The 25,539-nt window shown below is 73.8% G+C and carries 20 protein-coding genes and 1 pseudogene; 14 read left to right on the top strand and 7 right to left on the bottom strand.

Translation table 11 applies throughout. The annotated features are described in order from the left end of the window. The 3 genes and pseudogenes from MXD62_RS03585 to pcrA form a co-directional block, all read left to right on the top strand. A pseudogene (locus tag MXD62_RS03585) lies at positions 1-308 on the top strand (hypothetical protein); the annotation flags it as partial. 730 nt (positions 309-1,038) lie between these two features. Further along, complete coding sequence (locus MXD62_RS03580; RefSeq protein WP_248827984.1) at positions 1,039-2,475, top strand: pyridoxal-phosphate dependent enzyme; 1,437 nt, start codon at positions 1,039-1,041, stop codon at positions 2,473-2,475. Between the two features lie 173 nt (positions 2,476-2,648). Continuing rightward, positions 2,649-5,204 (top strand): DNA helicase PcrA, encoded by a 2,556-nt coding sequence (gene pcrA / locus MXD62_RS03575; RefSeq protein WP_248827983.1) that lies wholly within the window; start codon positions 2,649-2,651, stop codon positions 5,202-5,204. 43 nt (positions 5,205-5,247) lie between these two features. Here the strand turns inward: pcrA and MXD62_RS03570 are convergent, their stop codons facing one another. Next, a complete protein-coding gene (locus MXD62_RS03570) occupies positions 5,248-6,420 on the bottom strand; it encodes an FAD-dependent oxidoreductase (protein WP_248827982.1) in 1,173 nt (390 codons plus the stop codon). Positions 6,421-6,571: 151 nt separating this feature from the next. Here MXD62_RS03570 and MXD62_RS03565 point away from each other — a divergent pair, with 151 nt between their 5' ends. Then, positions 6,572-7,237, top strand: a complete 666-nt coding sequence (locus MXD62_RS03565; RefSeq protein ID WP_248827981.1) for a TetR/AcrR family transcriptional regulator — start codon at positions 6,572-6,574, stop codon at positions 7,235-7,237. Positions 7,238-7,277: 40 nt separating this feature from the next. On the opposite strand, the gene MXD62_RS03560 is transcribed toward MXD62_RS03565, so the two are convergent. The 3 genes from MXD62_RS03560 to MXD62_RS03550 form a co-directional block, all read right to left on the bottom strand. Continuing rightward, positions 7,278-8,132, bottom strand: a complete 855-nt coding sequence (locus tag MXD62_RS03560; RefSeq protein ID WP_248827980.1) for a M23 family metallopeptidase — start codon at positions 8,130-8,132, stop codon at positions 7,278-7,280. A 110-nt stretch (positions 8,133-8,242) separates the two neighbouring features. Next, the gene (locus MXD62_RS03555; protein ID WP_248827979.1) at positions 8,243-9,184 is read right to left on the bottom strand and encodes an alpha/beta fold hydrolase; all 942 of its coding nucleotides are present in this window, start codon (positions 9,182-9,184) and stop codon (positions 8,243-8,245) included. After that, entirely contained in the window at positions 9,171-10,766 is a 1,596-nt protein-coding gene (locus tag MXD62_RS03550; RefSeq protein ID WP_248827978.1) for a carboxyl transferase domain-containing protein, read from the bottom strand. Before MXD62_RS03550 ends, MXD62_RS03555 begins: the two co-directional genes overlap by 14 nt. 267 nt (positions 10,767-11,033) lie before the next feature. On the opposite strand from MXD62_RS03550, the gene MXD62_RS03545 reads away from it, so the two are divergent. The 6 genes from MXD62_RS03545 (at position 11,034) to MXD62_RS03520 (ending at position 18,421) form a co-directional block, all read left to right on the top strand. After that, positions 11,034-12,731 (top strand): protein kinase, encoded by a 1,698-nt coding sequence (locus tag MXD62_RS03545; RefSeq protein ID WP_248827977.1) that lies wholly within the window; start codon positions 11,034-11,036, stop codon positions 12,729-12,731. A 466-nt stretch (positions 12,732-13,197) separates the two neighbouring features. Then, positions 13,198-14,364: an ADP-forming succinate--CoA ligase subunit beta gene (sucC, locus tag MXD62_RS03540; protein WP_071066100.1), complete on the top strand. Its 1,167-nt coding sequence runs from the start codon at positions 13,198-13,200 to the stop codon at positions 14,362-14,364. Positions 14,365-14,386: 22 nt separating this feature from the next. Beyond that, complete coding sequence (sucD, locus tag MXD62_RS03535; RefSeq protein WP_248827976.1) at positions 14,387-15,259, top strand: succinate--CoA ligase subunit alpha; 873 nt, start codon at positions 14,387-14,389, stop codon at positions 15,257-15,259. Positions 15,260-15,469: 210 nt separating this feature from the next. Continuing rightward, on the top strand, positions 15,470-16,165 hold the full coding sequence (locus MXD62_RS03530) for a hypothetical protein (protein ID WP_248827975.1): 696 nt from the start codon (positions 15,470-15,472) through the stop codon (positions 16,163-16,165). 43 nt (positions 16,166-16,208) lie between these two features. Then, positions 16,209-16,838 carry a hypothetical protein gene (locus MXD62_RS39605; RefSeq protein WP_248827974.1) on the top strand — a complete coding sequence of 210 codons (630 nt, stop codon included), beginning with the start codon at positions 16,209-16,211 and terminating at the stop codon, positions 16,836-16,838. A 164-nt stretch (positions 16,839-17,002) separates the two neighbouring features. Then, the gene (locus tag MXD62_RS03520) at positions 17,003-18,421 is read left to right on the top strand and encodes a DUF6350 family protein (protein WP_248827973.1); all 1,419 of its coding nucleotides are present in this window, start codon (positions 17,003-17,005) and stop codon (positions 18,419-18,421) included. Here the strand turns inward: MXD62_RS03520 and MXD62_RS03515 are convergent. Then, positions 18,322-18,885 carry a hypothetical protein gene (locus tag MXD62_RS03515; protein ID WP_248827972.1) on the bottom strand — a complete coding sequence of 188 codons (564 nt, stop codon included), beginning with the start codon at positions 18,883-18,885 and terminating at the stop codon, positions 18,322-18,324. The two genes, MXD62_RS03520 and MXD62_RS03515, sit on opposite strands and share 100 nt — an antisense overlap. A 171-nt stretch (positions 18,886-19,056) precedes the next feature. On the opposite strand from MXD62_RS03515, the gene MXD62_RS03510 reads away from it, so the two are divergent. Continuing rightward, the gene (locus MXD62_RS03510; RefSeq protein ID WP_248827971.1) at positions 19,057-19,743 is read left to right on the top strand and encodes a helix-turn-helix domain-containing protein; all 687 of its coding nucleotides are present in this window, start codon (positions 19,057-19,059) and stop codon (positions 19,741-19,743) included. Between the two features lie 167 nt (positions 19,744-19,910). Beyond that, a complete protein-coding gene (gene purH / locus MXD62_RS03505; protein WP_248827970.1) occupies positions 19,911-22,388 on the top strand; it encodes a bifunctional phosphoribosylaminoimidazolecarboxamide formyltransferase/IMP cyclohydrolase in 2,478 nt (825 codons plus the stop codon). A 136-nt stretch (positions 22,389-22,524) separates the two neighbouring features. On the opposite strand, the gene MXD62_RS03500 is transcribed toward purH, so the two are convergent. Beyond that, positions 22,525-22,845, bottom strand: coding sequence for a hypothetical protein (locus MXD62_RS03500; RefSeq protein ID WP_018505057.1), 321 nt, complete (start codon positions 22,843-22,845; stop codon positions 22,525-22,527). Between the two features lie 282 nt (positions 22,846-23,127). Next, complete coding sequence (locus MXD62_RS03495) at positions 23,128-23,829, bottom strand: FHA domain-containing protein (RefSeq protein ID WP_248827969.1); 702 nt, start codon at positions 23,827-23,829, stop codon at positions 23,128-23,130. A 337-nt stretch (positions 23,830-24,166) separates the two neighbouring features. Between MXD62_RS03495 and MXD62_RS39065 the strand changes: the two genes are divergently transcribed. Then, positions 24,167-25,132: a DUF3017 domain-containing protein gene (locus MXD62_RS39065; protein ID WP_248827968.1), complete on the top strand. Its 966-nt coding sequence runs from the start codon at positions 24,167-24,169 to the stop codon at positions 25,130-25,132. 198 nt (positions 25,133-25,330) lie between these two features. After that, positions 25,331-25,537, top strand: a complete 207-nt coding sequence (locus tag MXD62_RS03485; RefSeq protein ID WP_071066092.1) for a hypothetical protein — start codon at positions 25,331-25,333, stop codon at positions 25,535-25,537. The last annotated feature ends 2 nt before the right edge of the window (positions 25,538-25,539 follow it).

The raw sequence follows: 25,539 nt of genomic DNA, 5'->3' as shown, positions 1-25,539 counted from the left end.
CCGGCCGCCCCGGGTGCGACCGCCGCACCAGTGCTTGCGGGGCGCTCGGCCGCCGAGGGCCCCCCGGCGGCGTTGTCGGCGGGCTACAGGGCATCGTGCCCGCCCCGTGGGTACCGGGGCCCGCCCGGGCCCGGGCCCCCGCCCCCGCCCACGGCGCCGTGCCGTGCTACGGGCCGTCCGCGCTACGGGGTGGGCGGCCCGGCCGGCGTCCGTCGTCGGCCGTCCGCCAGGGCGTCAGCCGCCTGCCGGAGCGTCCGCCGGGACGTCCTACCAGGCTCTCCGTCGCCCGTCGGGGTGGCGTTGCGTGATTTGTGTCCGGGTATTGCCGTGAGATGGTGTCGGGTGCTGATTCGCCTCCTGGGGAATCGCGTCAGCCACCCGTCAGAAAGTTGCTGGTGCCTGCGCGGGGCGGGTCGTATTGCGCCCGTCGGCGGTTGTCCGCGCACGCCGGTGCCCTTCCCGTGCACCGGCCCGGCGGCATCGAGATGCGCCGCCCGTTCCGGGCGGACATGTCGTCACATCTGGTCGGACTTCGTGCTCCCGCATCTCGCCAGACGCCATTCGCTGCCGTTCCCGGTGGCACCGCACCGGTGACTTCCCGGGCGACTTCCGTACCCGTCGAGATCTCTTGCGGGACATTCTTGTTGGCGGGTTGTGGGCCGTACGTCTTGTTTGTGGAGCAAAAAGACGGCGAACGCCACCCGAATCGGGGCATTTAGGGTGTTCCCGTGCGTGGTTGACGGGTCGTCGGCGCCGCGCCCGCCGGTGATCTCCCCGGCGCCGCGGACCGTGGAAGCCGGGCGGCCGGTGCGCCGCTACACCTGCCGCTGCGGTGGTTCCCCGGTGGAGGGGCCGGTTTGACTACGCCCGAGCCACGGAGCACGCTGGATGAGTGCCGCAGCACCTCATGGTGATTACGTAGGCGCGTGACCGTCCTCGAACGGGTCGCGCGCCCAGCCCTTCCGCCCTACGGCGGGGGGCTTTTTTGTTTGCCGCGGCCACAGCGAGGTGGCCGCCGAGCCACCCAGGAGATCTTCGATGACATCACCATCCGTGAGCGGGCCCTCGGCTACCGGCGCCTCGCCGTCCCGGGTGGGCGACACGGCTGACGCTGACGACACGGGAGATCGCGAGGCCGTGGCAGCCCCGGCCGTAACTCCGGTCACCCCGGCCGCCGCCCGGGTCGGAGCGCGGCCGGGGCTGCTGCGGCCAGGCAGCGCGCGCAGGGCGTCCACGCGACGCACGTTCGGCCCCCGAGCGGCCGTGTCCGGCCGGGAAGCAGGATGCCGCCCAGGCAACGGCACCCCGCTGCCGCCCGATGCCACGGTGCCGGCAGGAACGCTGGCTGCTGAGGCGCTGGCTGCTGAGGCGCTGTCGGTCGGCGCGCTGGCGGTCGACGTCGCCGACGTGGTGGCCGCCGCCGACGGGCTGCGGGGGGTCGCCCGGCGCACCCGGGTCGTGGCCGACGCCGACCTGACCCGGCTCACCGGCTCGCCGGTCTGGCTCAAGTGCGAACACGAGCAGCACACCGGTTCGTTCAAGCTGCGCGGCGCATATCACCGAATCGCGGCCGCTGGCCCGCGCGCCCGCGAGCGGGGGGTCGTGGCCGCGAGCGCGGGTAACCACGCGCAGGGCGTCGCCTTCGCCGCGGCCCGGTTCGGCGTCGAAGCGACGATCTTCGTGCCGGAGAGCGCCAACCCGTCGAAGGTCGCCAGCACCCGGCGTTGGGGCGCCCGGGTCGAGTACGTCCCGGGCGGGGTCGACGCGGCGCTCGCGGCGGCGGCCGCGTTCGCGAACGAGGGCGGCCGGCTGCTGGTCCATCCCTTCGACGACGCCGCCGTCATCGCCGGGCAGGGGACGATCGGGCTGGAACTGCTCGAGCAGGTCCCGAACCTCGCCACCGTCATCGTCGGAGTCGGCGGTGGTGGTCTCCTGTGTGGCCTTGCCGTAGCGATCAAGGGCCTGCGCCCGGACGTCCGCGTCATCGGCGTCCAGTCCGCCGCCGCGCCGGCCTTCGCCACATCCTTCCGCACCGGTCGCCGCGTCACGGTGCCCCCGGGCAGCGCCGGCACGACGGAGGCGGTCGGCCAGCCGGGAACCGCCGCCGGCACCATCGCCGACGGGATGGCCGTGGCCGCGCCCGGGCGGCTCACCCTCGAGCTCGCCACCCGTCTCGTCGACGACGTCGTCACGGTCGACGAGAGTGCGTTCTGGGAGGCGATGGTCCTGCTGCGCCGGTCGGGCCAGCGGGTGGAGCCCGCGGGCGCGGCGGGTGTCGCCGCGTTGCTGCGGACCCCCCGGCTCGCGGTCGGGCCCACCGCGGTGGTGATCTCCGGCGGCAACCTCGACCCGGCCGTCGACGCCAGGGTCGCCGCACTCGCCGGTGCTGGTGCTGGTGCTCTCAGCGCTGCCGGTACCGGCACCGTCGGTGCCGACCCGGCCGGCTCGGCCGCGGGCCGTCGGACGGTTGCCTGACCGACCACGGCACCGACCGGCGGGCCTGTGCCCGGAGGTTGGGGCAGGCGAGACCCGGCCGCGAGGGCTCGGGCGGGGCATGGAAGTGTCGGACCCGCCCGGCAGCATGGCGTGGCGGTCGGCGTGGCCGCGGCGCCGGGTGGTTGGCCCGTCGAACGTACGATCGAGGTCTGATGAGCACTCTTTTCGACGACACCTTCGGCCCCGGGGCCCTGGTCGACGGCGGTGCCCCGGCCGGCTCCGGCGACGGCCCCGAGCCGCACGGTGATCTTCCCGGCGGCGGTCGGGCGTCCCGTGGGGCCTTCGGCCCGGCGGTGCTCGAGCCGGGCGGCGCCACCCGCGCCCGGGCGCCCAGGCTCGACCCGGACGAGCTGCTCGAGGGGCTCAACCCGCAGCAGCGTGCCGCGGTGGTGCATGCCGGCTCGCCGTTGCTGGTCGTCGCGGGTGCCGGGTCCGGCAAGACCCGCGTGCTCACGCACCGGATCGCGTACCTGCTCGCGGCGCGCGGCGCGCGGCCCGGCGAGATCCTCGCGATCACCTTCACCAACAAGGCCGCCGGCGAGATGAAGGAGCGCGTCGAGGCGATCGTGGGCGGCCGCGCCCGGGCGATGTGGGTGAGCACCTTCCACTCCGCCTGCGTGCGCATCCTGCGCTCGGAGGCGAGCCGGCTCGGCTTCGGCTCCTCCTTCTCGATCTACGACGCGGCGGACGCCCAGCGCCTCATCACGCTGGTCACCAGGGATCTCGACCTCGATCCGAAGCGGCACACGGCCCGTGGGCTCGCCGCGGCGATCAGTGCGCTGAAGAACGAGCTGGTCGACTGGGAGACGGCCCGGGACAGGGCCACGAACCACATCGAGCGCACGGTCGCCGAGGTCTACGCCGCCTACCAGCAGCGCCTGACCCAGGCGAACGCGCTGGACTTCGACGACCTGATCATGACCACGGTCAACCTGCTACAGGCGTTCCCGGACGTCGCCGAGCACTACCGGCGCCGGTTCCGCCACGTCCTGGTGGACGAGTACCAGGACACCAACCACGCCCAGTACGTGCTCATCCGTGAGCTCGTGGGCCGCTCGGTGTCCTCGGCTGACGAGCCGGCTGCGGGCTCCGGCGAGGCTGTGTACTCCGGCGGTTCCGCGGAGCCCGACGGGGCGGGGTGGCCCGCGAAGGCGGTGCCGCCGTCGGGTGCCGTTCCGCCCGCGGAGCTGTGCGTCGTCGGTGACGCGGACCAGTCGATCTACGCCTTCCGTGGCGCGAACATCCGCAACATCGTCGAGTTCGAGCAGGACTTCCCGAACGCGGCGGTCATCCTGCTGGAGCAGAACTACCGCTCCACGCAGACGATCCTCTCCGCGGCGAACGCGGTCATCGCCCGCAACGCCCAGCGCAAGCCCAAGCGCCTGTGGTCGGACGCCGGTGACGGCGAGCGGATCGTCGGCTTCGTCGCCGACAACGAGCACGACGAGGCCGCGTTCGTCGCGGAGGAGATCGACCGCCTCGGCGACGAGAACCTGGCCAGGCCGGCGGACGTCGCCGTCTTCTACCGGACGAACGCGCAGAGCCGCGTGTTCGAGGAGATCTTCATCCGGGTCGGCCTGCCGTACCGGGTCGTCGGCGGCGTCCGGTTCTACGAGCGCCGCGAGATCCGTGATCTTCTCGCCTACCTGCGGGTGTTGGTGAACCCGACGGACACGGTGAACCTGCGGCGCATCCTGAACGTTCCGCGGCGCGGCATCGGTGACCGCGCGGAGGCGATGGTCTCGGCCTTCGCCGAGCGGGAGCGGATCGCCTTCTCCGAGGCGCTCACCCGGGTGGACGGGGTGCCCGGCGTGGCGACCAGGTCGGCCCGCTCGATCCGAGATTTCGTCGCCCTCCTGGAGGGCCTGCGCGAGCAGCTGCCCGCTGGCCCGCTGGCCGTGATCGAGGCGACGCTGGAACGGACGGGCTACCTCTCGGAGCTGGTCGCGGAGGACACCATCGAGGCACAGGGCCGGGTGGAGAACCTGCGCGAACTCGTCGGGGTCGTCCAGGAGTTCACCGAGCGGCGCCCGGACGGCACCCTCGCCGAGTTCCTGGAGCAGGTGGCGCTCGTCGCCGACGCCGACCAGATACCCGACGACGACGGCTCGGACGGCGTGGTCACGCTGATGACCCTGCACAGCGCGAAGGGCCTCGAGTTCCCCGTCGTGTTCCTGACCGGGCTCGAGGACGGTGTCTTCCCGCACATGCGCACGCTTGGTGACCCGACCGGGCTGGAGGAGGAACGCCGGCTCGCCTACGTGGGCGTCACCCGGGCCCGTGCGAGGCTGTACCTCACCAGGTGCCAGGTACGCAGTGCCTGGGGGCAGCCGGCCTACAACCCGCCGTCCCGGTTCCTGGGGGAGGTGCCGGACTCGCTCGTGGAGTGGCGGCGGCTGCCCGAGCCTGCCCCGGCCGCGGGCGGTGGGCGGTTCTCCGGCGGTGGGTCGGCGGGCGCGGGCAACGGTTCCGGTGGGTCCGGCGGGAAGCTGCCGAGCTCCCCGTTCGGGGCGAAGCCCGGCCGCCCGGCGGCGCGTCCGATCATCGAGCTGACCCCCGGCGACCGTGTCACCCACGACACGTTCGGTCTCGGTGTGGTCGTCACGACGAGCGGGGTGGGGGACTCGCGCCAGGCCAAGGTCGACTTCGGCGCCGAGACCGGCACGAAGGACCTCCTCCTGCGCTACGCCCCGGTCGAGAAGCTCTAGCCCGGAGGTCTGGCGGCGCGGCGGCGTGGGGCGTGGGGCGTGGTCAGCCCGCCTCGGCTGTCGCCGACGCCGCGGTCGGCAGGCTACCGAGGTCGTAGTCGTAGAGCCAGCCGGTCGCCCGTTCGTACATCCGCGGGAAGACGATCGGCATGATCAGGTCACGCAGCCGGGCGGCCACCGGGCCCGCGGTCTTGGCATCGCGGTTCGCGATGGCGGCCTTCACCATTTTCCCGAGCCGGTCGCCGCGCAGCCGGTCGTAGACCGCCAGTGCGTCGCTCGTAGTGGTCCGCCGGCCGAGCTCCTGCGCGAGGACGACGGCGTCCTCCAGCGCCATCGACGCGCCCTGCCCGGCGCCCACAGGATGGGCTGCGTCGCCGATCAGGACGATCCGGCCGTCATGGTGACCACGCACGAGCGGCAGGGTGTGCAGGAGTGTGCCGCCGTGCACGCGGGTCGTCGCGCGCAGGACGGCGACGGCCCGCTGCTCGGTGCCGAAGATCTCGGCCAGATCGTCGACCCCCACCGTGCGCGGGTCGGGCGGGGTCCGTGCCGAGACCTGAGCTGACCACCAGACCCCGCCGTCCGGCGCCGGCACGTGGAGGAAGGCACCCCGCCGTCCGAAGATCATGTTGAACGCGTCGGGTTCGATGTCAAGGCCGTGGGACTCGCCCGACACGGTGTAGAGCCCGGCGTACCCGGGTTCCGGCGCGGTGGGGTGCAGGAGCCGCCGGGTGGCGGACCAGATCCCGTCCGCGCCGACGATCAGGTCGGCGACGTCGGCGGCGTGGAGCCGCTCGAGCGCGGTGGTGTCGAGTCGTTCGCCGGTGCGGATCCGCGCGCCCAGCCGCGCCGCCTCGGTGCGGAGCACGGAGACGAGGTCGGCGCGCATGAGGGTGACGCTGTGCAGGGGATCGCCCGAGCGGCGGCCGCGGGGCACGTCGCCGAGCAGCCGGCCACCACCGGACCACATCCGCTGCCGCTCGACGGCACGGCCCGCGGCCTGGACCGGGGGCAGGCAACCCAGCGCGTCCAGCGCGCGCAACCCGTTGGCGGCCAGGCTCACGAACGAGCCGACGGGGCCGGCCGGCTCCGCGTGCGCCTCGTACACGGTGACCGCCGCGCCGGCCTGCGTCAGCGCGATCGCGCTCGCGGCACCTGCCACGCCGCCGCCGACCACCACCACCCGCATCCGGCCTGTGCCGTTCGCGTGACTCATGCCGCACTCCTTGGACCAGGGGATCCGACCAGTCGCCGAACCTGAATTCGTCGAATCTATTTTTACTGAACTGCAACTCACTGAAACTTAGTTCAGCGAATGTGGGCTCAGTATGGTTGCCCGGGGCACGCAGGGTCAAGGAGGGTGCGACATGGGCGTTCGCAGGGAGCGGGCGGCACGGACCGAGGTCGCGCTGAAGGAGGCGGCCCGGCAGCTGTTCGTGGAACGCGGCTACCTCAACACCAAGATCACGGACATCACCGCCGCCGCGGGCCGCTCGGCGGGCTCGTTCTACGAGCACTTCAGTAGTAAGGAGAACCTGCTGCAGGCCCTGCTGGCCGACATGCACGGGCAGGCGGGCGAGGCGATGGCGGACGGGGCGATGCCGGGCGCGGGGGAGGAATCGGGGGATGGCACGGAGCATCCCCGCGAGCACGACCTCACCGACCGCGCGCAGATGCGTGCGCACCTGGCCGTGGCCTGGCGAGTGATGCGGGCCAACCTGCCGGTCGTGGTCGCGCTGTACGAGTCGGCCATCACCCGGGGGGTCCGGTCGGACGCCCTGTGGGAGCAGCTCGTCCAGGACACGGCCGTGCTGCGCGAGCACCTGGAGTACCTGCGGGACCGCGGCCACCGGCTGCCCGGCGAGCCGGTTCTCGTCGCCGCGGCGATGGGGGCGCTGCTGTCGACGCTGGCCTACGCCCTGCTTCCGTCGAACGAGGCCGGCTTCTCCGACGAGGAAGTCGTCGGCACGCTCACCGAGCTGTTGCTCGCCGGTGTGCGGGGCGAGTCGCCAGAGGCCGGTGACCCGAGCTAGCGGCTCGGCCTCGGCGGCTCGCCCCGCACCAGGCTCGGTCTCAGTAGTGGACGCCGTGACCGGCGAGCCAGGTCAGCGGGTCGACCTTCGTCCCGTACTGGCCGTTGAGGCGGACCTCGAAGTGCAGGTGCGGACCGGTGGACTTGCCGGTGTTGCCCTCCAGGCCGATCTGCTCGCCGGTGGCGACCTCCTGCCCGAGTCGCACGTCGATGCGCGACAGGTGGCCGTAGCTGGTCACCACGTTGTTCTCGTGCATGATCTGCACAAAATTGCCGTATCCCGACTCCCAGCCGGCGTAGATGACGGTGCCGCGGTGCGCCGCGTGGATCGGCGTCCCGTGCGCCGCGCCGAAGTCCACGCCGATGTGACGGTTGGCGCCGCCGAATCCCTGGGTGATCCGTGCCTCGATCGGGCGGACCCACCGGGCGGCCTCCAGCCGCTCGGTCTCGGCGGCGGTCTCCGCGGCGTGCTGGCTCAACGTGGCCGCGGCCTCGCGGGCCACGATCTGGTCGGTGACCTGCAGGTAGGTGCTCAGCCGGCGTTGGGCCTCGGCGGCCTCGCCGTCGGGGGCCCCGGCGGAGAGATCGTCCGTTCCGTCGGCGGAGATGACGTTGACCGTTCCCGGCGCGGTACCGCTCGGGCCGGCGGACGCGCCGAGCACAGCGCCGGTCGGACGGATCTCGGGCGACGTGGAGGTCTCCGAGTGCGCCACCCCGGTACTGTTGATCATGACAAGCCCGATGGTGGACGCCACCGCGGTGGCGACACCCGTGCGCCGTAGCTGGACGGCGGTGAAACCCGATCTACCGAACGCGGACGAGTCCTGCTCGTCGGAGGATCCAGCATTCCGGCGGCGGCGTGCTCCGTGTTCGGATCTCGGGAACTGCGGTCGCATCAACACGCACTCCCATGGTCGCAAGGCATCCGCCGGACAAACCGGTCGGGGAGGGGGACCTCTAAACCGATGAGGAGGCTACACCGTGCGATTCGGACAGATGCCCCTAGCTAGCCACAAAGATGTGGCACTTTCGTGGTGGTCTGTGACGGTTGGCGACCACCGGCGGAGTCCGTGGCCAGCCTGCGGGCGATCATGTGCGCCACCCCGCTGCTGAACGGCAGGCCGTGGTGCCCCGCCCCGTCGACGACCACGTTCTCGGTCACCAGGTCGGGATGGGTGAGCGCCGCCTCGCCCGGGCGGACCACCGTGTCGAGGCCGCCCGCGACGGCGATGAAGCGGGTCCGGACGCCGGGAGCCGGCTCGACGAGCTCCCTCAGCAGCGGTGAACCGGGGCGGAGCTGGCTGACGAGCCGGTAGGAGACGGCCTTCGGAACCAGGCAGGCCAGCCGGGTGCCGTTGTGTGGCGTCGCCAGCGTGACCAGGGTCTGCACGTGGTCGCCGCCGCCGAGCCGCTGCACGTAGTAGCGGGCCACCAGGCCGCCGAGCGAGTGGGCGACGATGTGCACGCCGGTGTCGCCGTGGCGGCCGGCGACCTGCTCGACGGTCTCGGCGAGCTGCGCCGCGGCCGCCTGGACGCTCGTCGCGAACAGCGGGATGTCCACCGAGGTCACAGTCGTGAAGCCGCGGCGGCGCAGGGAGCGTTCCAGCCGGGCGAACACGGACCGGTTGTCGACGAGGCCGTGCACCAGCAGGATCGGCGTCCCGGCCGCCATCGGGTCGCCGATGAGCAGGCCGCGTTGCAATGGTGTCAGGCCGGCGAGCCGGTAGCGGTCGGCGAGTCCGTCGTCGTCGCGGCGTCGGCGCGGCAGTGCCGCGGCCGGGTAGAGCGCGGCGTGGGTGGCCAGGCAGGCGGCCTCGACCACGAGGCCCTTCACGCCGTCGAGCTGGGCGCCGCCGATCCGGGTGAACAGCCGAGTGTCGATGACCGTCCCCTTCGTGGCGACCTGTCTACCGTGGCAGGTTGGGTCAACGACGTTACAGAAAGCCACCCAATCCTGTCGACCATTTTGCCCTTCGTTGGCTAAGGCGGACATCGTTGTCGCGCATCGTCAGCTCGGTCAGCGCCTCGGTCACCCGGTGTGCCAGGCCGGTCGGACCGGCGTCGCGCGGCGCGAGGACGTCGTCGGCGAAACCCAGGCTGACCAGGTCTGACGGGCGCAGCCCCGCGGTGTCCGCGGCCTGCTCGACGCTGATCCGGAGCGTGGTGGCCGTGCCCTCGGGTGACAGCGCCGTGACGTAACTGTCCGGCGACATCAGGACCACATCGGTACAGCACGCCGCCAGCGCCCCACCCGAGCCGCCCTCGCCGACGATCACGGAGAGCGTCGGCGACGCGCAGCCGAGCACCTCCGCCATCGCCGCGCCGATCTCGGCCGCGATGCCACCCGCCTCGGCCGCTGGCCCGCACTCCGCCCCCGGGGTGTCGACCAGCGTGACGAGTGGCAGGCCGAGCCGGCTGGCGAGGCCCGCGGCCCGCACGAGCAGCCGGTACCCGGCCGGCCCCGGCGCGCCGCCGCGTTCGGCCGCCAGCGCGACCCCCACGGCGCGCGGCCCGAGCCCGCCTGCGCCGGGTTCACCGCCCGCGCTCAATTCCCCGCCCGCGCTGTGTTCCCCGTCGGCGACAGGCGTCCCGGCCAGCCGGCCGACCCGGGCACGCACCGTGCGGTCCGGGCCGGTCAGGTCCACCCCGGAGGGGAACAGGCTGTCCAGGATGTCGCCCGCATGCCTGCGCTGGCCGGTGCGGGCGGCGAGGACCTGCTCCCACCCGCCGCGGGCCGGCGCCGGCCCACTCCCCGCCTGGCTGGCGTCAGCCCGGCTGTTGTCGGCCCGGCTGTTGTCGGCGATGCCGGCCCGGTCGCCATCGGCGTCTGTCCTGGCGAGCCGGTCGGGTGTGCGCGCGGCGGGCAGGACACGGGCGGGAACGGCGACCGCGTCCAGCGCGCGCCGCAGCCACGAGGCGACGGCGGCTGGCGCGACGGCCGCGTCCACCAGCCCGGCGGCGTGGGCGGCCGCCGCCGTGTGGCTGGCGCCGGCCGGGGGAGCCTCGCCGGTGACCGCGGCCACCACCCGGGGCCCGGCGAACCCCACCGTCGCGCCCAGCACGGCGCACCGCAGATCGGCGCGGGAGCCCACGGTGACCCACATCCCGCCGGTGGTCGGCTGGTCCGAGACGGCGACATGGGGGAGGCCCGCCGCGGCGACCTCGGCGAGCGCGAGGGACACCCGGGCCAGCCCCACCAGCCCGGCCACGCCCTCCTGCAGCCGCGTCCCGCCGCTGCGCACGAGTGACACCAGCGGGCGCCGCCCGGCGACGGCCGCGGCCGCCGCGTCCGCGAACGCGCCCGCGTCGGCCTCCCCGAAGCTGCCCCCGTTGACCGCGAAGTCCCAGACCGCGACGACGGCGTCCACGCCCTCGACCGGGCCGGTGCCCCACCACAGCGCGGGACGTCCGTCGTAGCCCGGCCAGCCGAGGCGGTTGGGCGCGCCGGCGACGGCGGGCCGGCGGATGACATCGGCCAGGACGGCGGCCCGCCAGTCCCGGGTCGTGGCGGTGGAATCGCGCTCAGCCATGCCTACAGATCCTCGCCGCGATCGGCTCCGGCAGTGCTGTGACGTGTGGGATCGCTCGTCCGCCCGCCCCGGTCACCGTCGGCCCGCCACGGCCGGCCGGTCTGCCCGTTCCCGCCGGGGTCCTGAATCGTCCCGGACGCCGGCAGATGCGGTTACGTTGTCGCCCGCTGTCGCTGACCCGTCGGCCGTGCGTCATAAGGTGCGGAATAGTCTTGTGTGCTCTGTTCGTGGAGCGGTCACACGGCGCCCGGCCGGCCGAGGGGAGTCATGCTCACACCGCTGACGGACGACGACCCGAGACAGGTCGGCCGGTACCGGCTCCACAATCGGATCGGTGCCGGCGGGATGGGCACCGTCTACCTCGGCTTCGCCCCTGGCTCCGAACCGGTCGCGGTGAAGGTGGCCGCCGCCGAGCTGTCCGAGGACGACGAGTTCCGGTCCCGCTTCGAGCGCGAGGTCCGGGCCGCGCTGCGGGTCCGGGGCGGTGCCGTGGCCAGCGTGCTGGACGCGGACACGAGCGCCGCCCAGCCGTGGATGGTGACCGAGTACGTCGAGGGCGTCAGCCTGGCCGACGCCGTCCGCCGCCGGGGGCGGCTGGAGGCGCACCTCGTGCGCGGGCTGGCTGTCGGACTCGCCGACGCGCTGGTCGCGATCCACGCGGCGGGCGTCGTCCACCGCGACCTGAAGCCGTCGAACATCCTGCTCGCCTGGGACGGCCCCAAGGTCATCGACTTCGGCATCGCGCAGCTCACCGACAGCGCCACCCTGACCAGGACCGGTCATGTCATCGGCACCCTGGCGTGGATGGCGCCGGAGCAGATGCGCGGCGAACCGGCCGGCACCGCGGCGGACGTCTTCGCCTGGGCGAGCTGCGTCACCTACGCCACGACCGGTCGCCACCCGTTCCACGCCGACGCCCCCGACCTGCTGGCGCAGCGCGTCCAGCGCGACGAGCCCGACCTCGACGCGGTTCCGCCCTACCTGCGCGGCCTGGTCGGCCAGGCACTGGCCAAGGCACCGCGCGAGCGACCGGGGGCGTCCGGCCTGCTGGCCGCGCTCGTCGGGCATGAGGTACACGGCGTCACCGACGCCGACGCGGCCGCGGGGTCCGTCCTCGAGCAGACCTGGACGGGGCCGTCGCCGGCGTTCGGCACGCCGCCGGCCGTGGCCGCGCGCCCTCCCGCCCGGCCGGCTTCGAGCGGGCCGTCGCGTTCCAGCCCGTCCGGATGGGCCAACTCGCCGGGGCCCGCCTGGCTGCCGGGGGTCTCTCCGGCGCCGGGACCGCCCGCGGCGCCCACCCCGCCCGCGACGCCCGGGCCGTCGTCGGCACCGGGGCCGTCGTTGCCGTCGCCACCCACCGCGTCGGGCCCGCTGGGTCCACCGCCGCCGGCCTCGGCGTTCCGCGCGACCTCCGGTCCCGGTCTCGCGCGGCGCGGCCCGGGCGGCCCCGGCGGCGAATCCACGTACCGCCCGGCTGACCCGATGCCGCCGGCCGCTCCGCCCGACCCGCGATCGTGGCCGGCGCGGGGAGCGGCGGCGTCCGGGCGGCCGGCGGCCGGCGCTGATCCGGCGCAGCCGCCCTATCAGCCCGGACGTACCTCCGCGGGGCCGGCACCGTTCCCGGTACCGAGCGGGTACGCCCAGGCGCGGCCGGGACAGCCGGGAGCCGAGGCGGCCCGGCCGCCGGCCCCCGGCAGCCGCGCGTCGCCCGCCCGCCGCGCCGGTCAGGGTCCCGGGCCCTTCGAGCGGTGGAACACCTGCGCGCTGCTGTCGCTGGCCCTGGGCATCCTGTGGATCTTTGGCCTCGGCAGCGTCGCGGCGGTGGCACTGGGCCATGTCGGGCGGCTGCAGATCCGGCGCCGGGGCCAGCGGGGCTCGCTCGCCGCGACGGTGGGCATCGGCCTGGGGTGGCTCGGCATCGCCACGACCGCGGTGATCGCGGCCCTGGTGCGGCTCATTCTCTGAGGAACTTCTCCGCGGAGCGGAAGGGCTCTCGCGGCGCGTACCTCCTCCGTGAGCTGATCAGTGTTCCCCGTGATTGTGTGAGATCGGACATATCCGAGTGTGCCGTCGCGGTGGGAAACCGAGGCCGGTGCGCCCGCGCGCGGGCCTGGTAACGGTCCGCCACGGGGCGTGTTGCCCCGCGGTGTCTCTGCGGTTGCCGGTCTCGCGGGCCGTCCCGGACACGAAATGAAGCGAAACCCGCACTCCTGACGAGGGTTCCGCGCGAAGTGCCGCTGGCACGAAAGCGCGCCGGCCGGCCCGGCGGACGGGTGCGCGGCGGGGGTGCGGGGCCGGGCGGTGCCCGTGGAGGAGGTGACGGGGATCAACTCTGGGTCACCGGCCGGCGCCGAGCGTCCCAACGGCCTCGTCAGTAGGCTCGCAGGCGTTCTGTGCATCCCCTGACCGACCGCATCCGACTGGACGGACCGTGGATCTCTTCGAATACCAGGCGAAGAAGCTTTTCGCCGAACATGGCGTACCGGTACCCACCGGGAAGATTGCCACAACCCCCCAACAGGCACGTGAGATCGCGACCGAGCTCGGCGGCAAGGTGGTCGTCAAGGCTCAGGTCAAGGCCGGAGGCCGCGGCAAGGCCGGCGGCGTGAAGGTCGCCGACGGGCCCGACGACGCGTTCGAGAAGGCGTCGGCGATCCTGGGGATGGACATCAAGGGCCACACGGTCCACTCCGTCCTCGTCGAGCAGGCCAGCAACATCGCGGAGGAGTACTACGCCTCCTTCCTGCTCGACCGGGCGAACCGCACGTTCCTCGCGATGGCCTCCCGTGAGGGCGGCATGGAGATCGAGGAGGTCGCGGCCACCAACCCGGAGGCGCTCGCGCGCATCCACATCGACCCGCTGACCGGCGTGGACGCGGCCAAGGCCCGAGAGATCGCCGTCGCCGCCAAACTGCCCGAGGCCGCCCTCGAGGGTGCGTCCGTGCTGCTGGTGAAGCTGTGGGAGGTGTTCGTCAAGGCCGACGCCACGCTGGTCGAGGTGAACCCGCTCATCCTGACCGGCGACGGCAAGGTCATCGCGCTCGACGGCAAGGTGACCCTGGACGAGAACGCGGATTTCCGGCACCCGGAGAACGCCGAGCTCGTCGACGTCGCCGCGGTCGACCCGCTGGAGCAGAAGGCCAAGGAGAAGGGCCTCAACTACGTCAAGCTCGAGGGCCAGGTCGGGATCATCGGCAACGGTGCCGGCCTCGTCATGTCGACGCTGGACGTCGTGACCTACGCCGGTGAGGAGTTCGGTGGCCAGCGGCCGGCGAACTTCCTCGACATCGGCGGTGGCGCCTCGGCCGAGGTGATGGCGAACGGCCTGTCGATCATCCTGAGCGACCCGTCCGTGAAGAGCGTCTTCGTCAACATCTTCGGCGGGATCACGGCCTGTGACGCCGTCGCGAACGGCATCGTCCAGGCGCTCGCCATCGTCGGGGACGTCAGCACCCCGCTGGTGGTGCGTCTCGACGGCAACAACGCCGAGGAGGGCCGCCGGATCCTGAAGGAGGCCAACCTCCCGGTGGTCAAGCCGGTGGACACGATGGACGGCGCAGCGAAGCTCGCCGCCGAGCTCGCCGCGGCCGCGGCCTGACCTGGGTCGGAGGACACAACCGATGGCTATCTGGCTTGACGAGAACAGCCGCGTGGTGGTGCAGGGCATCACCGGTGGCGAGGGCAGCAAGCACACCCGGCGGATGCTGGCGGCGGGCACCAAGGTCGTCGCCGGCGTGAACGCGCGCAAGGTCGGCCAGCAGGTCGAGGGGGTCCCTGTCTTCGGCTCGGTGGCCGACGCCATGGCCGAGACCGGTGCCAACGTCTCGGCGATCTTCGTTCCGCCGAGGTTCACCAAGGATGCCGCGATCGAGGCGGTCGACGCCGCGATCGCGCTCGCCGTCGTCATCACCGAGGGCGTGCCGGTGCACGACACGACCGAGTTCTTCGCCTACTCGCAGTCCAAGGGCACGACCCGGATCATCGGGCCGAACTGCCCCGGAATCGCCAGCCCGGGCGTCTCCAACGCCGGCATCATCCCCGCCGACATCACGCCGGGCGGGCGGATCGGCCTGGTCAGCAAGAGCGGCACGCTGACCTACCAGATGATGTACGAGCTGCGCGAGTTCGGTTTCTCCACCTGCGTCGGCATCGGCGGTGACCCGGTCATCGGGACCACGCACATCGACGCCCTCGACGCGTTCCAGGCCGACCCGGGCACCGACGCGATCGTCATGATCGGTGAGATCGGCGGTGACGCCGAGGAGCGCGCCGCGGCCCACATCGACGCGCACGTGACGAAGCCCGTCGTGGGTTACGTCGCCGGGTTCACCGCTCCGGAAGGCAAGACCATGGGCCACGCCGGCGCGATCGTCTCGGGCTCCTCGGGCACCGCGCAGGCCAAGAAGGAGGCCCTCGAGAAGGCCGGTGTGCGGGTCGGCAAGACCCCAACCGAAACGGCGCGACTGATGGCTGACATCATGCGTTCGTTGTAGCTCTGTTCGCGGGGGGTCTTCCTCTGACCTGGGGGAAGGCCCCCGCGTCAGGCGGTCCAGGAGTTCTTTGGGTCGTTGGGGCGGGGACGCGGACGCGAACGCTTTCCGTCTTGCGGCGTTGCTGTAAGACTCCTGATGCGGTCAGGGTGGGCTGTGGGACGATGGTCGGCCCACCCGACCGACCGACCTGACGAAGTGGGGACAGCTATCGTGGTACAGATCGGTGGTCGTAACGTCGCGACCAACGACGTCGGGGTCATCGCCGCCGGCGCCGTGGCGTTCATCTTCAGCTTCCTGTCGTGGTTCTCGGTCAAGGGCGACTTCTTCGGCTCGTCCTATTCCGACAGCGCGAGCGTATGGAACACCGACCTCGGTGGCTGGTTCTGGGGGTGGCTCGCCATCCTCCTTCTCCTCGCGGTCGCGGGGCTGACCGCGGCGCTGACGTTCGTCGCCAATCTCCGGCTCCCGACGCTCCCGGTCCCGCTTCCGATGATCATGGCGGGTGCGTCCGGCCTCGCCGTCCTGCTGATTTTGATCCGTTGGATCGCCTACCCTTCGATTCCCGACGGTTTCGAGGGTGGCGCTTCGTACGGTTTGTTCATCGGTCTGATCGCGGCCATCGCGCAGACGGCGTTCGGGGTGCTGAACCTCCGCTCCGGTTCTGGTGTCGCGGGCCAGCCGCCGCAGCCCGGTGGCTGGCCGGGGCAGGGGCAGCCCCCGTACGGCCAGCCGCCCGCCGGGTACGGCCAGCCCTACGGCCAGCAGCCGCCCGCCGGGTACGGCCAGCAGCCGCCGGCCGGGTACGGGCAGCAGCCGCCGGCCGGTGGTTACGGGCAGCAGCCGCCCACGGGCGGGTACGGCCAGCCGCCGCAGGGCGGTTACGGCCAGCCGCCGTCGGACCGCTAGATCCCCTCACCGGACGACGTCCGGTGACGGAGGGAGAGAGCCAGTGGCGCCACCCGCTGGCCGGTTCGCCGGCCGCCCGGTCACGTACGGGCTTGCGGCTGGTGGCGCGCTGGTCCTCATCTCAGGGTTCCGCCCCTGGTTCGCCCCGGCGGACGCCGCCTACGGGACGTCGTCCGCCGGCTGGGACGCCGGTCCGGCCGGGCGCCTCGCGCTGGTCCTCGGCCTGCTGCTGACCGCCGGCGTTCTCCTTCCCCTGATCATCCGACGTGTCCCGGTGTTGTCTCGTGTTGAGGGCCGGATGCTCGGCTGGGCCCACCGCCGTCACCACGACGTACGCGGATGGGCCACGGCGCGACTCGCGCGCGCGCCGCGTGGTCCCCATGGCGCCGGCGGATTCGGCGGCCTCGCGGCCCGGGTGGCGCTGCGGGTCGCCGACACGCCGCCCGCCCGGCTGACCGCCGCCGTCGCCGTTGCCGTCGCCGGCGCGGCCGTGACGGCGATCCTGATCGGGTGGATGACGGCGCCGGCCATGGCCGATCCCGTCCTGCCGGCCGGCGGCCATCCGGCGATGCCCGGTGTGGCGCGGGACGGGCTGTTCGCCGGCCTCGCGGGCACAACGGTCGAACTCGTCGCCTGCGCGTGGGCGCTGCGCCGCGCGCGAGCCGAGGGTTAGCGCTCAGGTGGGGGCGGCGGCGGTCGGGATCGTACCGGCGTGGCCGGCCGGAGTGGTGCGACCGGCGTGTCCTGTTACCGACCTGGATCGTTCTCGTATATCTCGGCGTGTTGTCTCGGAAGTGGTCCTCCGTCCGTGCGAGCCTGCCGGGCGTGGGTGCTCCCGTGCGAAACTCCGGCGCGTTCACCGGGGCCGTCCGCGGGCGTGAGCCCGCCGCGGACGCAGCCGGCACCGCCGACGCCGAGCAGGCCGCCGGCGGGCCGCCGCGGGCCTGGCGGCGACTCGGCCGCCCGGTCGTCAGCGCCGTCACGACCAGCGCCGTGGGGCTGGTCGTCATCGAGCTCGTCGTGCTCGTCGTGTGGGGAACGGACACCAGCTCGTCCGCCGGCCCGGACACCGCGGCACGGATCGGCGCGGATCTGTGGCTGCTCGCGCACGGCGCCACCATCCACCTGCCCGGCGGGACCGTCGACTTCCTCCCGGTGGGGCTGGCGCTGCTTCCCCTCCTCGCGGCGACGACCGCCGCGCACCGCCTGGCGACCGGCAATCTCGAGCGGCTGCCGCCCGCGCGGGGTTTGCGCCCGGCCGGCCCGCGTCCGTCGAGCCTGCGCCCGGGCCGGTCAGCGCGGGCCGGGACACCGCCGCCCTGGCGAGCGCTGGGCCGCGATGTCGCACTCGTCGCCGTCACCCAGACGGTCTTCGTCCTGCTGGTCGCGCTCGTCGTGTCGGCGCCGGCCGCGCGCCCGGATCTGCTCACCGTCGTCGTCGGCGCGCTGTCGTTCAGCGTGACCGGCGCGTCGGTCGGAGCCCTCTCCGGCTACGGCGCGCTGCGGTCGGTCTGGCGTGCCCTGCCCGGCATGGTCAGGGTGCCCGTCGCGGCCGCGTTCACCTCGTTCACCGCGCTGCTGGGCGCGTCCGCCTTCGGGGTCGCGCTGGTCCTGGCCGCGACCCTGCCCGAGATCGCCGCGGCCGACCGCGGCCTGGGCACCGGCGTGGTCGGCGGCGTCGGGCTGGCCGCCGTCCAGCTCGCGGTGCTTCCCAACCTGGTCATCTGGGCGCTGGCGTACACGCTCGGCCCGGGTTTCGGTACCGGCGGCGGCTTCGTCCGGCCGGACGCGGTGCACCCGGCGATGCTGCCTGACCTGCCGGTCTTCGCCGCGCTGCCGCCTGGCCCGCTGCCCCGGCCCGGCTGGCTCGTGCTGGCGCTGGTGCCCGTCGTCGCCGGGATCATGCTGGCGGTGTCGGTGCGCCGCTGCGCCGGGCAGATCAGCCACCGGCGCCGACTGGCGGCGGTGCTTGCCGCGGCGGGGCTCAGCGGGGTGCTGATGATGCTCGCCGCGCACCTGTCGGCCGGCCGGCTGGGCGACGCGTCCGGCCGTTTCGGGCCGACGGGATGGTCGGTGGGGCTGGCGGCCGCGGGAGAGCTGGCCGTGGTGGGCGTCGTGGTGTGCTGCCTGGCCGAGATGGTGGCGCGGCGTGCCGGTCAGCCGTTCGAGGTCGGCTCGGTGCGCAGCGCTTCGCTGAAGCGGCGGCTGCACTCGTCGAGCGCCTGGGGCGACCGGGCCTCGCGCCGGCATTCCTGATAGCGGTGCAGGTCGTCGCCGTGCCGTTCGTAGAAGGCCCACGTCCCGCCGGCGACGGTGACCGCGACCAGCAGTGAGAGGGCGCCGAGCGCCAGCCCGGCCGTGCCCATGCCGCCGCCGGTCCCGCCTCGGCGGGCGTGGGCGCGGGCCCGCATTCCCGTCACGATGGCGGCGATCCCGACGGCGCCGCCGACGACCGCGATGCTGGTGACCAGCGCGACCACCCCGAGGGTCAGCGAGATCCGCCCGGTTCGGCGCCCGGGCACCGGCTCCCGGCCGGGCCGGCCGGCACCGCGGCCGTACCGAGCGGCCAGGCGGTCCGCGAACGGGCCGGCCGGTGCCGGCCCTGTTGCCTCGCTGTGACCCGAGGGAGGGTGTGCGGCTGGCTCGGTGAAGCCGGCGGAGCCCCGGGCACGGTCCTGGCGGGAGTCCTGGTCGGAGTCCTGGTGGGAGTGGTCGGACACGGTTCCTGCGCCTCCCGGCCGCCTGCCGGCCGGCTCCGGACTCGGTTCCGCGGCCGGCCGTGGATGTTCTCGGACGACATCGTAGGAGCCGGGCGGGCGTGACCCGTGCCGGACCGGAATGTCGGCCCCGTCCGTTACGGTCTCCCCGATTGATCAACCGTGGGAGGGTGCATGCCGAGCACGTCGAAGGCGCTGCGGGTCGAGGCGACCCGGCTGCGCGCCCTGGGCTGGACATACCAGCGCATCGCCCTGGAGCTGCGCCTACGCCGTCGCCTCAACGCGCGCGTCGCGTACCGCCTGGCCCATGGCTGGACGCAGGAGGAGGTCGCTCGGCGCTGGAACGAGCGCTGGCCCGGGCCGGGCGCGGCCAAGACGGGCAAGACGATCTCGTACTGGGAGATCTGGCCGGCCCGCGGCGGCCGAGCCCCCTCAGCGCGCACACTGGCCAGGCTCGCGGCGCTCTACCATTGCCGCCCCGGCGACCTGCTCGACGGAACGGATCACGACGACCTGGACGAGCTCCCCGGGCGGATGCCGTCCGAGCGTGGCCTCCGCCGTGGTCTGAGCCGGTATCGCCACCAGGATCAGGGCTCCTTCGCTCCCGCGGGCGAGGAGCGGGAGCCGCTGGCCGCGCCGACCGGCGGCTTCACCGAGCCGGCCGGCGCCCCGCGCCCCGCGTCGCCGTGCGCCGCATCCCCGTCCCTCGGGTCCCCGTGCGCCGGCGAGTGTGCCGATCCCTACTGCGGCGGGTGCCACGGGGGCGACGACGGGAACACCGACTGGGTGCGCGCGCCGGTCATGGTGATGATGCATCAGGACGCCCCCGGGGCGCCCCTCGTCCCGAGCCGCGCGGCATGACACCCGGGCCGGGCCGCGGGCGAGCGTGGTGCGCGCCGTGCTTGTCCGGCGTGTCGTGAGCCACCGGGTCAGTACATTCGGACAGTTGCCGCCGTGGGTCGTGTCCGCGCGCGGCCGAGTTCTCGACCGGTCCGGTGCCGGCCGGCCGACCACCCACGGAGGGTCCTGTGCCCGCTCGCCTAGTCGTCCTCGCCTCGGGGGCCGGCACCACCCTGCAGGCTGTCCTCGAAGCCTGCGCGGACCCGGCCTTCGGCGCGCGGGTCGTCGCGGTCGGCACCGACCGGCCGGACACGGGTGCGCAGCGGCGCGCGGAGGCGGTCGGCGTACCGGTGTTCACGGTGCGGCTCGAGGAATGCGCCGATCGCGCCGCCTTCAACGACGCGACCGCCGCGCGGATCGCCGAGCACACGCCGGACCTGCTCGTCCTCGCCGGGTACATGAAGGTTCTCGGCAGCCAGGTGATCGGCCGGTTCCCCACGGTGAACACCCATCCCTCGCTGCTCCCGGCCTTCCCGGGCGCCCACGCCGTGCGCGACGCGCTCGCCGCCGGCGTCCGGGTCAGCGGGGTGACCGTGCACTGGGTCGACGAAGGCGTCGACACCGGTCCGGTGATCGACCAGGCGGCCGTCCCGGTCGAGCCCACGGATGACGAGGACGCGCTGCGGGCACGCATCCAGGCGGTGGAACGGCGGCTGTTCGTGGCCGTCATCGGTCGTGTCGTCCGGCGGGAGCTCCCGCTGGCGGGCGCACACGCGGGTAGTACAGGAACGGGGGAGGCGGCGATCGGCCCGGTGCTCGCTGCCGGCCCGAGCGCCGGCCGTGATCAGGTGGAACCCGCCCGCGCGGGCGGTGGGCCGGCGCTCGCCGGCCCTGCCGGCGGGAGCCATTCCGGTGGGGTCCACGCAGAGAAACATCATGCCGACGGAGGCATCGTGGAAGGTTCAGGAGGGGTCATGGCGGGGGAGTCGAGCACGGGCGCGGGGCCTGGTGACACGAGCGGGGTCGCGGGTGTGGCAGGTGGGGCAGGCGCGGCCCCGGCCGGCGGCCGGCCGGCCGAGGGCTCGGCGGAGCTGGTGGCGACGGGCCACCGGAGGTTGCGCCGGGCCCTGGTGAGCGTCTACGACAAGGCCGGTCTGGAGGAGCTCGCCGCCGCGTTCGTCGAGGCGGGGGTCGAGGTGGTCTCCACCGGTTCGACGGCCGAGGTCCTGGCCCGCCACGGTGTGGCGGTCACCCCGGTCAGCACGGTCACCGGCTTCCCGGAGGTGCTCGGCGGCCGGGTCAAGACGCTGCACCCGCGAGTGCACGCAGGTCTGCTGGCGGACCTGCGCAACGCCGAGCACGCCGCCGTCCTGGCGGAGCTCGACATCGAGCCGTTCGACCTGCTCGTTGTAAACCTCTACCCGTTCCGCGAGACCGTCGCCTCGGGCGCGACCGAGGACGAGGCGATCGAGCAGATCGACATCGGCGGGCCGGCCATGCTGCGGGCGGCGGCGAAGAACCACGCCTCGGTCGCCGTGGTGGTGTCGCCGCAGGACTACGGCGACCTGGCCGCGGCCGTTCGCGGGTCCGGCTACGACCTCCCCGCCCGGCGCCGGCTGGCGGCCCGCGCCTTCGCGCACACCGCGTCCTACGACGCGGCGGTCGCCTCCTGGTTCGCCAGCGCGCTGGCCCCCGACGACACCGCCCGCGAGACCGGCTGGCCGGACGTCCTCGCGGCCCAGTGGCACCGGTCCAGCGTCCTGCGGTACGGCGAGAACCCGCACCAGCGCGCCGCGCTGTACGTGGGCGAGGACGGCAGCCCCGGGCTCGCGTCCGCGCGCCAGCTCCACGGCAAGCCGATGTCCTACAACAACTACACCGACACCGACGCGGCCTGGCGGTCGGTGTTCGACTTCGCGGACCCGGCCGTCGCGGTGATCAAGCATGCCAACCCGTGCGGCATCGCCGTCGGTGCCACCGTCGCCGAGGCGCACCGCAAGGCCCACGCCTGCGACCCGGTGTCGGCGTTCGGCGGCGTGATCGCGGTGAACCGCCCGGTGAGTGCGGAGCTCGCCGAGCAGATCGCGGAGATCTTCACCGAGGTCGTCGTGGCGCCCGACTACGAGCCCGGGGCCGTCGAGATCCTCGCCCGCAAGCCGTCGATCCGCCTGCTCGTCTGCGCGCCGCCGACCCACTCACGCGGGGTCGAGATGCGCCAGGTCAGCGGTGGGATGCTGCTGCAGTCACGGGACGCGCTCGACACCCCCGGCGACCACCCGTCGGGCTGGACGCTCGAGGCCGGCGCCCCGGTCGACGACAGCACCCTCACCGACCTCGGCTTCGCCTGGCGCGCGGTTCGCTCGGTGAAGTCGAACGCGATCCTGCTCGCCGCGGACAACGCGACCGTCGGGGTCGGCATGGGGCAGGTCAACCGGGTGGACGCGGCGCGTCTCGCCGTGACCCGCGCCGGCGACCGGGCGAAGGGCTCGGTGGCCGCCAGCGACGCGTTCTTCCCGTTCCCCGACGGCTTCCAGGTCCTCGCCGACGCGGGGGTGCGGGCGGTTGTCGAGCCGGGTGGCTCGGTGCGCGACGATCTCGTGATCGCGGCCGCGCGGGAGTCCGGTGTCGCGCTGTACTTCACCGGTGTCCGGCACTTCGCCCACTGAGCGCCGCCCACCGGGCGTGGTCCGCCAGCACGTCGCACGGGAGCGTCGGCGCTGACGCCCGGCGCACCGGCGCCGTCACCCCGCGGGGATCGACATCGGTCCCCGCGGGGTGATCAGGTTGCGCTGCCCACCCCGGTCAGGAGGTGGAGCCGACCTCCGCCGCGGCGGTACCGCGGCGGCTGACGGTCGGGCTGCCGTTCGAGGCGGCGCCGTTCGGCGACACCGGGGTCGTACCGCCCGGGAGGTCCGCGGTCGGCACGTACCGCTGCGCGACCCAGTCGAGCGCCTCTCGCCAGCTCGCTCCGTAGAGGACGGAGATCCGGTCGGCGGTCTGGCGCGCGAGCGCCTGCACGAAGACCCGGTCGTCGCTGTCGAGATGACGCGCGTCGCCGAAGGTCTCCCACGCCCGGAACATCAGTTCCTGAAGCTTCTTGCTGTGCGGCGAATCGTCTGCCACGTCGAACTCCCTACCATTTGGGGACCGCGGCGGCAGTCTCCCCTAGTCGCGCACGACGTGTGCACTCGGGGGGTCTATCCCGTTGGTGGTGGAGTGTGTCGATGCCCTCCAATGTGGATGCTCCGGGATGTGTCCGTAGTGTTGGCGGTCCGGGGTTCGGGAGGAGAAGTCCTTGTGGCGAGGGGTATCCTCCGATTCCGTGGTCGGCCGGGTCGATTTCGAGACGGAGTGATCCCGTTGTGTCCCAGGTGTCCGGCTCGATCGCGGGGTGCCTCGAACGGGTCAGCCCGGTGGAGCCATCGCATCGTCCATCGGCCGCACCACACCGAGCCGGACAGCCTCGTTGGCGAGGCGCCCGCGGCGGTTCGGTCCGGGCGCGATCCCGAACTTGCGGTACAGGCGGAGCAGGTGCTGTTTGACCGCCCCCTCGGTGACGACGAGGTCCCGGGCGATCTCCCGCGCCGAGCGGGGCATCACGAAGACCCCCGGCTCGGTCAGCGGCCGGCACAGGGCGCGCAGCACGTCCCACTCGCGGCGCGTCAGGTCGGGCGGGTCGGGGATGCGCATCCCGGCGGTGGTGCCGGCCAGGCCCTCCAGGCCGGTGAGGCCCGGTGGCTCCTCGCCCCGGACGCCGTTTCCGTTCGGCGACAGCGTCTGGTCCGCGAGGCGGGCAGGCTCCTCCGCCACCAGGGCGGGCCGCTCGTCCAGGACCCGCACCCCCGCCGCCCCGAACCGGACGACGTCGCCGTCCGCGAGCACCTTGCGGCCGACGAGGCGCCCGTTCACCCGGGTGCCGTTGCGCGACAGCCCGAGATCGGCCACGTACACGTACGGCCCGCGACGGACGATCTCGGCATGCAGCCGGGAGACGCTGGCGTCCGGGAGCGAGACGTGCACGCCCGGCCCGCGACCCACGGTGGTCACATCCTCGGTCAGCTCGACGACCTCACCTGTCCGTTCGATCCGCAGACTCGGCCCGTCCACTGTCGGGTACCTCCCCCTTCCAACGCCGGAGCACGCGGCTGCGCAGCTCCGGCCGGTTGTCCAGAACTCCTCGATCAATCCCCGGTGGCGAGCCTGATAACACCACCAGGCGATGTGGCCCTTCACCGGCCACGATGTCCCCGGTCGTCCCGGCTCCGTGCGGGATGAGCGCGGCGGTGCCCGCGGGCCGCGCGCGACCCCGTGGACCGGCGGTCCAGGCCGGCCTGGGCGGCGGGCGGCTGCCCGCCGGGTGACGGCCGGCGCCTACTGTGTGGCCTCAGTAGCCCGCGCGCGGGGGATACGCGCGCGGGGGCGGGCCTGAGGAGGCGGAGAGCAGGTGACCGAGACGGTCCCGGGTGCGTGGGGTCGGCCTGATCGGGAGCGTGGCGCGCGCGCCGGTGGCGCCCGGCGGGTCGAGGGACGGCACTCCGAGTGGCCTTCCGAGATCCAGGCCGGGGAACCGTCCGAACCGGACTCCGGGCGGTGGCGCTCCGAGGAGGCGGCCGACCCCGGCTCCGAGCGGGACACCGGGCAGTGGCCCCCGCCCGCGTGGCCACCGCAGGCGTGGCGCCCGGAGCCCGCGGCCCCGCGGCGCGGCCGCCCGGACCACGAGCGCCTGGACCACGAGCGCCCGGATCACGGATGGCCGGAGCGTGGGCGACCGGACCATGGCAGGCCAGGGCACGGCCGCCAGGCCGGCGAGCGACCGGGCCGTGAAGGGCCGGGCTGGGGACGTCCGGCGGACGGCGGCGCGGACCGGGGCTCGGACCGGCGGCAGCGGCGGGAGCCCTCGCAGGGCTGGCCGCCGCCGGGAGAGGGCCCGCCGGCGGGCCCATGGGCGCAGCCGCACCACACCGACGGCCCTGGCGTCGCGGACCATCGCCTCGACCACTCACGTGCCGGCGATCCGCTCACTGAACGTCAGCTCGCCAGTTCCGCTGATCCCGCGGGTGCCGAAGGTCGGCCCGTCCCCGAGCCGGGAGCCGGTGGTGGCGCGGGCCGGCGGTCCCGCCGCCGGTCGGCGGGATCGGCGACCGGCGGCCGCCTCGGCCGGGTCGTCTTCGGTGGCATCCTCGGCGGTGTCGCGCTGGGCCTGCTCTTCGTCTCACAGGACTACTGGCGGCGGGGGTTGCTCACGGCGGGCGGTGTCCTTCTTGTGGCCGCCCTACTGCGGCTGTGCCTTCCCACCCGGCAGGTGGGAATGCTCGCCGTGCGGGGCCGGGTCTTCGACACCGTGACCCTCGTCGTGCTGGGCACGGCTGTGATCGTGCTCACCTCCACCGTGCCGTCCAGCGGTGGCTGACGCGACCCGTCCACCGAAAGCGGCTGTTGGGGTCACGGTCTGGCACGACGCCGCCGGCGAACGCCGTGCGCGGCTGCGCGCGGCCGGCCCGAGCGGGCGTGGCGCACGTCGCCGACCCGTGCCCTGGATCCGACTCGCGCGATAGCCTCGGCTGGTCATCGGACAACCGTGCACAGATGAGCGGGGCGAAGCGCGCCTATGGCGAACCGTCACGTAGCCCTGATCCTCGGCGGCGGCACCGGGCCCGAGCTGACCGATGCTCCCCTGTGGGGTGGCCAGCCCGTCGCCGAAGAGATCGCCAGGAGGGCACGTCGGTCACCTGCGACCACAACGCCGGCGCCTGAAGACCCCGCCGTGGGCACCGCCGAGATCGTCGACGCGATCATCGCGATACTGGGGAGCTGATC

It is taken from the genome of Frankia sp. Mgl5 (genome assembly GCF_023242985.1).
GTDB classification, from domain to species: Bacteria; Actinomycetota; Actinomycetes; order Frankiales; family Frankiaceae; genus Parafrankia; species Parafrankia soli.
The sequence above is the reverse complement of the archived record's forward strand: the minus strand, read 5'-3'. Positions and strand labels throughout refer to the sequence as shown.

Excerpts from the sequence above, each read along its gene's own strand:
- MXD62_RS03580 (WP_248827984.1), top strand. The coding sequence starts at position 1,039 with ATGACATCACCATCCGTGAGCGGGCCCTCGGCTACCGGCGCCTCGCCG.
- pcrA (WP_248827983.1), top strand. The coding sequence starts at position 2,649 with ATGAGCACTCTTTTCGACGACACCTTCGGCCCCGGGGCCCTGGTCGAC.
- MXD62_RS03570 (WP_248827982.1), bottom strand. The coding sequence starts at position 6,420 with ATGAGTCACGCGAACGGCACAGGCCGGATGCGGGTGGTGGTGGTCGGC.
- MXD62_RS03565 (WP_248827981.1), top strand. The coding sequence starts at position 6,572 with ATGGGCGTTCGCAGGGAGCGGGCGGCACGGACCGAGGTCGCGCTGAAG.
- MXD62_RS03560 (WP_248827980.1), bottom strand. The coding sequence starts at position 8,132 with ATGCGACCGCAGTTCCCGAGATCCGAACACGGAGCACGCCGCCGCCGG.
- MXD62_RS03550 (WP_248827978.1), bottom strand. The coding sequence starts at position 10,766 with ATGGCTGAGCGCGATTCCACCGCCACGACCCGGGACTGGCGGGCCGCC.
- MXD62_RS03545 (WP_248827977.1), top strand. The coding sequence starts at position 11,034 with ATGCTCACACCGCTGACGGACGACGACCCGAGACAGGTCGGCCGGTAC.
- sucD (WP_248827976.1), top strand. The coding sequence starts at position 14,387 with ATGGCTATCTGGCTTGACGAGAACAGCCGCGTGGTGGTGCAGGGCATC.
- MXD62_RS03510 (WP_248827971.1), top strand. The coding sequence starts at position 19,057 with ATGCCGAGCACGTCGAAGGCGCTGCGGGTCGAGGCGACCCGGCTGCGC.
- MXD62_RS03485 (WP_071066092.1), top strand. The coding sequence starts at position 25,331 with ATGGCGAACCGTCACGTAGCCCTGATCCTCGGCGGCGGCACCGGGCCC.